Genomic DNA, 5,149 nt, shown 5'->3' on the forward strand with positions numbered 1-5,149 from the left:
TCATACCGCTTTGCCATCTTGGCCTCCTGGCTTTAATGGCGGTGTATTTTACAGAAAATCGTATTTCTTGGGTTTACGTACAGAGCCTAGGTAAGGATCCGGCCGCAGACGTTTATTATGATGAGGGACGGAAAAAGTTGACACTGTCCAATCTGACTGCCGAACTGGTTGGTGTGATCGAGAAAGAACTGCTGGCCAGGGTCGGCTAAGAATGTTTTCTAATGTGGTAGCTCTCTACCGCGCCATTGGAGCGCCCACCATTGAGGACGGAGTCATCCGCTATGAGGGGATGACAACGCCCGACATTATCGGTGCGTTGCGAATGTGCGATGGCCTGCCCGCAGCCTATGGCAAGTTCGAGCATTGCTCTGAAGAAGCAGACTCTCTCGATATTGAGTTTCGCTTGCCATCGAACGAGTCTGGCCGGTTCTACGCGAACCTCGGCGAGTTTGTCGCTCGCAATGGCTCATTGGGCAAGGGGCAATTCCCGAGCAACGTATACATTGTTGAGCTCTGTTGGGCAGATAGCGATGACATCGAGCCTCCGGCGATTAAGGCGCTCAGGCGCGTCTGCCGGCTGATCGAGCTGCTTGCACTGCTAGCGATCGGTGTCGACAAAGACAGCAGCCAAGATGGTTTTAATCTGTTCTTTGCCTTGCCTCCCGATGGGGCTAAGCCTCCGAGAACTTTTCTGTTACCTACCCAGGTTGACGTCAAGGTCCTTGACTATGAGCTCAATCACCTGAGCTTGTTGGAAGAAATACTCAATCGAAAAAACGAAAATAAGGCACACCTCTCCGAACGAAAATTAATGATTCGGATGGCGGTGGCTAGCGTCATCGAGAAGTTTGAGAGCGAGCCCAATCTGTTCTTGGTGATCGTGCGGGAGTGGCGGGAGGTCCTCGCCACATACCGCGCTAATCTGCAAACCTACGTCTATAGCTTCTCGTTTGAGCGGGCCCGGCGGGAGGTGGCCCAAGCTGAAATCGACTATGGCACGAAGCTTAGCGGGGTGCTGGGCGACATCGCCGGCAAGATGCTCGCCCTGCCGATATCGCTAGCGGGTTTGGTCGTGCTGGAGAAAACAACCTCAAGATTCGAAGGTTTTATCCTTGTCCTTGGGTTGGCAGTGGTTTCTGTGGTTCTGCTTGCAATCCTTCACAACCAAATGCTGCAAACGGAGCGCCTCCTACACAGCTTCAATGTCATTTTCGATGATTTCAAGGACAAGATAAAAACATATCCCCCGAAACTTCAGGGGCTGCTCAGGATCACCATCGATCAAGTCGACAAGCAAGGCCGAACCCTCACCAGGACCTTTCGGTTGCTGAAGGGGTTGTCCCTGCTTCCAATCGTCGGTGCTTTGCTGCTAGCCGCGATAAAATACTGGGACGATTTCTTATGGCTGTTAAAGGCTATCCTAGCGATGGTATTTTCGGTACTCCACGTAGCCCCTAATATTCTCAGCCTATAAGGCTTTTGTAACACGTTCCTCGTCTCATCTTACTGCGCTCAAACCACTCATCCATATGGAGCAGTCCAAGCAGCTGTCCATAATATAGATGAGATGTATTTTTAATAAAAAATCTTGGGTATTTCGTGAGAAACTCGAGTTGATCTTTAATGCTTATCTGACATATTCAGCCTACTCCGCCAATAAGTTAAAATTCTAATAGCCGAGCTCACCAGTGCTGAGGGACACCTTACGCATATGTAATATTCGCGGCAGCTTTCTGAAAGGCATCACTGGTTATCCTCTAGTCAGAAGTAAGTGAACACTAGGAGAAAATCATGAAATCACTAAAAGCTTTTTTTGCCGTTTCCATCTTGACCTTGTCTTCTTTGGCCATGGCTGAAGGCGGTGGTGACCGTGTTTATGGTCGAATGATGCAAGAGAACCAGAAGGCGATGGAGCAGTACGCTTTAGAAAATGGAAAGACGACACCTGAAGTTGTTCATTATGAATATGGAATGAACCTCGATGTCCAGAAGGTAATCAGTACTACTCAAGCCAATAAAACCTGTGGCGTAGCTCCTTCGCGCATGACCTATGAAGATTCGGCGGGCAAGCTCAACACCCTGGAATACAAGGTTATGGGTACTAACTGCCCTCACGGAAGCTAGTTAGCGTTGGCCCTAGCTGCGCCAGTTTGTTCGGTATGTTTCGAGTCTGCTTACTGTTCGCTGACATAGAAGTAATTTTCAGGTCACGCTGGAGTTATCTATTGTATGAAATTATGTCTGCCGGCACGTAGGAGAAATCCTCACGTGCTGGTGGCTTTTTATAATTATAAAAAATATTTCATAAAGAAACTCTGCCAAGCTAAAGCCTGGAGTGTTAAATGAACAATAAAAGCATTTATGGTCTTTCTCTCATTGCCCTTGGCATGAGCATGGGGCAAGTTGCAGTAGCTGTGGAGCAAAAGCCTGAAGGGTTCATTGAGGGGAGCACCTTTAGTATTCTCAATCGGAATCTCTATCTCAATCGTGATTATCGAAAGGGCCAGTCAAGCCCCACGGGCAATGGTTACTCAGCCGAATGGGGTCATGGCATCATTGGCCGATTCGAATCAGGCTTTACTCAAGGAACCGTAGGCTTCGGCATTGATGCGTTTGCAATGGAAGGCCTCAAGCTCGATTCAGGTGATGGTCGCTCGGGAGCCCGTAGCTCAGTCGATGTCTTGCCGCACAATAGCAAAGGCCAACCTGAAGACTCCTACTCAAAAGTAGGCGGGGCCGCAAAAGTGCGTTTCCTGGATACAGTCGTCAAGGTAGGCGACGTATTTCCATCGACGCCTGTCGTTGCCTATGGGGATTCCCGACTCCTCCCTGAGAGTTTTCGTGGCGCAACGTTTACCAATACCAGCATCAAAGACCTGACCCTTCAAGGGGGTCGGCTGCATGCGATGAGCCAACCCAATTCCAGTGGCATGCGTGACGGCTTTTCGACTTTCTACGCCGGTGCAGTAGATGCTCCGTGGATCGCTATCTAGGGGGCGATTACACGGTCAATGAGCACGTAGGTGTGAGTCTTTACACCAGCCAATTCAAGGATGTGTGGAACCAGTATTACGCAGGCACCACATTGAACTATCCGCTCTCAGACAGCGTATCTCTAATCGGTGGCTTTAATTACTACCGAGCGGTTGATGAGGGTAAAAAACTTTTGGGAAGCTTCGATAACAACATTTGGAGCGGCAAGACCGGGGTCAAATTCGGAGCGCATACCGTGACCGTTGGGTACCAGCGCAATAATGGTAACGACGACTTTGACTACCTACGCCAATCCGACTCAATTTTCTTGGATAACTCTATTCAGTACAGCGATTTCAACTCACCGAAAGAGCAATCCTTGCAGCTGCGCTACGATCTAGATATGCAGGCTTTCGGCATCCCCGGTCTCAGCTTCATGACCCGCTACGCTAAGGGTTGGGATGCGGACTATTCCAACGCGAACAGCGTGTACATGCGTCGCGGAGTGGACGGTGCACCATTGCAGGACCAAAAGCGTTGGGAGCGAGACATAGAGGCCAAGTACGTCATCCAGTCCGGCTCACTGAAGGACATGTCTTTACGTGTTCGCCAAGCAACAACACGAGCTACCGATTTCGAATCTGATTTGGACGAGGTCCGACTGATTGTTGAATATCCACTGCAACTTCTTTAACGGGCATTAGCCATCGGCATCAAGTGTCCGCTATCCCCGATACACCCCGTCTCCTTGTTTCTCCTTTGGTTTGGAGACGGCTTAGGCGCCCTAGTGGCGCCTTTTTTTATGGATTGAAATAACTGTTGGTATCCATCGCCGGCGGCGAGCATCCCTGGGGTTGTATGGCTAATTGGAACGTGTGATCATACTCTCAATATAGGTAGGGGGGGTATGGTATGGGTCATATGAGATCAAGCAAAGACAATCTTCTTAAGCGCGTAAAGCGAATCGCTGGGCAAGTCCAGGCTATTGAGCGAGCACTCGACTCTGATGATGACTGCTCGAAAACTCTGCTTTTGGTCGCTTCTGCCCGTGGCGCTATCAATGGGCTGATGGATGAAATTATCGAAGACCACGCTCGTGAACACGTCGCGAATCCGACACTCAGCAACGACGAAAGAGCGAAAGGTGTCGACGAGCTGCTCGAAGCCATTCGCCGCTATTCCAAATAGGATTTGCCCAGATGAGTAATTCGTACGCCGAGTATTCCCACGACCATATGTTCCTTGGGAAATCACATGAAGAAAACGCCAAGCGAACCTTGTGGGTGGTGGCCCTGACCGTCGTAATGATGGTTGCTGAAATCACCGCAGGTTATCTCACTGGCTCAATGGCGTTGCTTGCCGATGGTTTTCACATGGCAACGCATGCAGGAGCACTCGGCATAGCCGCAGCTGCTTACGCTTACGCTAAAAGACATGCCTCAAGTGCTCGCTACAGTTTTGGAACTGGCAAGGTGGGAGACTTGGGTGGCTTCGCTTCTGCTCTGATTTTGGGACTGGTTTCCTTGGGAATTGCTGGAGAGTCGCTGTTTCGTCTCTTTCAACCGACTCAAGTGCAATTCGGGACAGCGACTCTAATCGCAATTGTCGGACTAGCAGTGAATGTGGTGAGCGCGCTTTTGCTGTCTGGCGGTCATGATCACCACCATGGGCATGACCACGGCCACGATGAGTCTCACCATGCGCATGGTCACGACAATAATTTGCGCTCTGCATACGTTCACGTCATTGCAGATGCATTGACTTCGGTTCTGGCCATCGCAGCCCTTCTTGCTGGTCGATACCTTGGTTGGGTATGGCTCGACCCTGCAATGGGGATTGTGGGTGCCGTTGTGATTGCACGCTGGGCTTGGTCGTTGATGCGGGTGACTTCGGGTGTATTGCTCGACCAGACAGATGATCATGTCGCTGAAGAGATTCGTGAACTGGTTGAGCGACCGGGAGATGCTTCGATCATTGATCTTCATGTCTGGCAGGTTGGGCCGCAAGCCCGCGCCGCGATTGTGAGTGTTCTGGGCAGCCCAGCAGTCAATGCAGAAAACATACGAGAACGGCTTGCGACGTATGCGTCCGGGCATCCCGCCTTGCGCAACTAAACCGGTTGCCATCTATGCGGCAGCAGCTCCGCAATCTCACTCGCCCGCTGCGTCGGCAGGCG

4 protein-coding genes and 2 pseudogenes are annotated in these 5,149 nt (G+C 50.7%); all 6 read left to right on the forward strand.

Annotated elements, in window-relative coordinates; all coding sequences use genetic code 11:
• Positions 1 to 209 (forward strand): annotated as a pseudogene (locus tag AO268_RS33470) (hypothetical protein); the annotation flags it as partial.
• Positions 210 to 211: 2 nt separating this feature from the next.
• The gene (locus AO268_RS32045) at positions 212 to 1,474 is read left to right on the forward strand and encodes a hypothetical protein (protein WP_038444678.1); all 1,263 of its coding nucleotides are present in this window, start codon (positions 212 to 214) and stop codon (positions 1,472 to 1,474) included.
• A 317-nt stretch (positions 1,475 to 1,791) separates the two neighbouring features.
• Positions 1,792 to 2,124: a DUF2790 domain-containing protein gene (locus AO268_RS32050; protein WP_019334883.1), complete on the forward strand. Its 333-nt coding sequence runs from the start codon at positions 1,792 to 1,794 to the stop codon at positions 2,122 to 2,124.
• A gap of 218 nt (positions 2,125 to 2,342) precedes the next feature.
• Positions 2,343 to 3,667, forward strand: a pseudogene (locus AO268_RS32055) (OprD family porin).
• A gap of 218 nt (positions 3,668 to 3,885) precedes the next feature.
• The gene (locus tag AO268_RS32060; protein ID WP_038444675.1) at positions 3,886 to 4,161 is read left to right on the forward strand and encodes a metal/formaldehyde-sensitive transcriptional repressor; all 276 of its coding nucleotides are present in this window, start codon (positions 3,886 to 3,888) and stop codon (positions 4,159 to 4,161) included.
• 11 nt (positions 4,162 to 4,172) lie between these two features.
• Complete coding sequence (gene dmeF / locus AO268_RS32065; protein WP_038444672.1) at positions 4,173 to 5,087, forward strand: CDF family Co(II)/Ni(II) efflux transporter DmeF; 915 nt, start codon at positions 4,173 to 4,175, stop codon at positions 5,085 to 5,087.
• The last annotated feature ends 62 nt before the right edge of the window (positions 5,088 to 5,149 follow it).

The sequence above is a fragment of the Pseudomonas sp. ICMP 8385 genome, from assembly GCF_002699915.1.
In the GTDB taxonomy this organism is placed as follows: domain Bacteria; phylum Pseudomonadota; class Gammaproteobacteria; order Pseudomonadales; family Pseudomonadaceae; genus Aquipseudomonas; species Aquipseudomonas gessardii.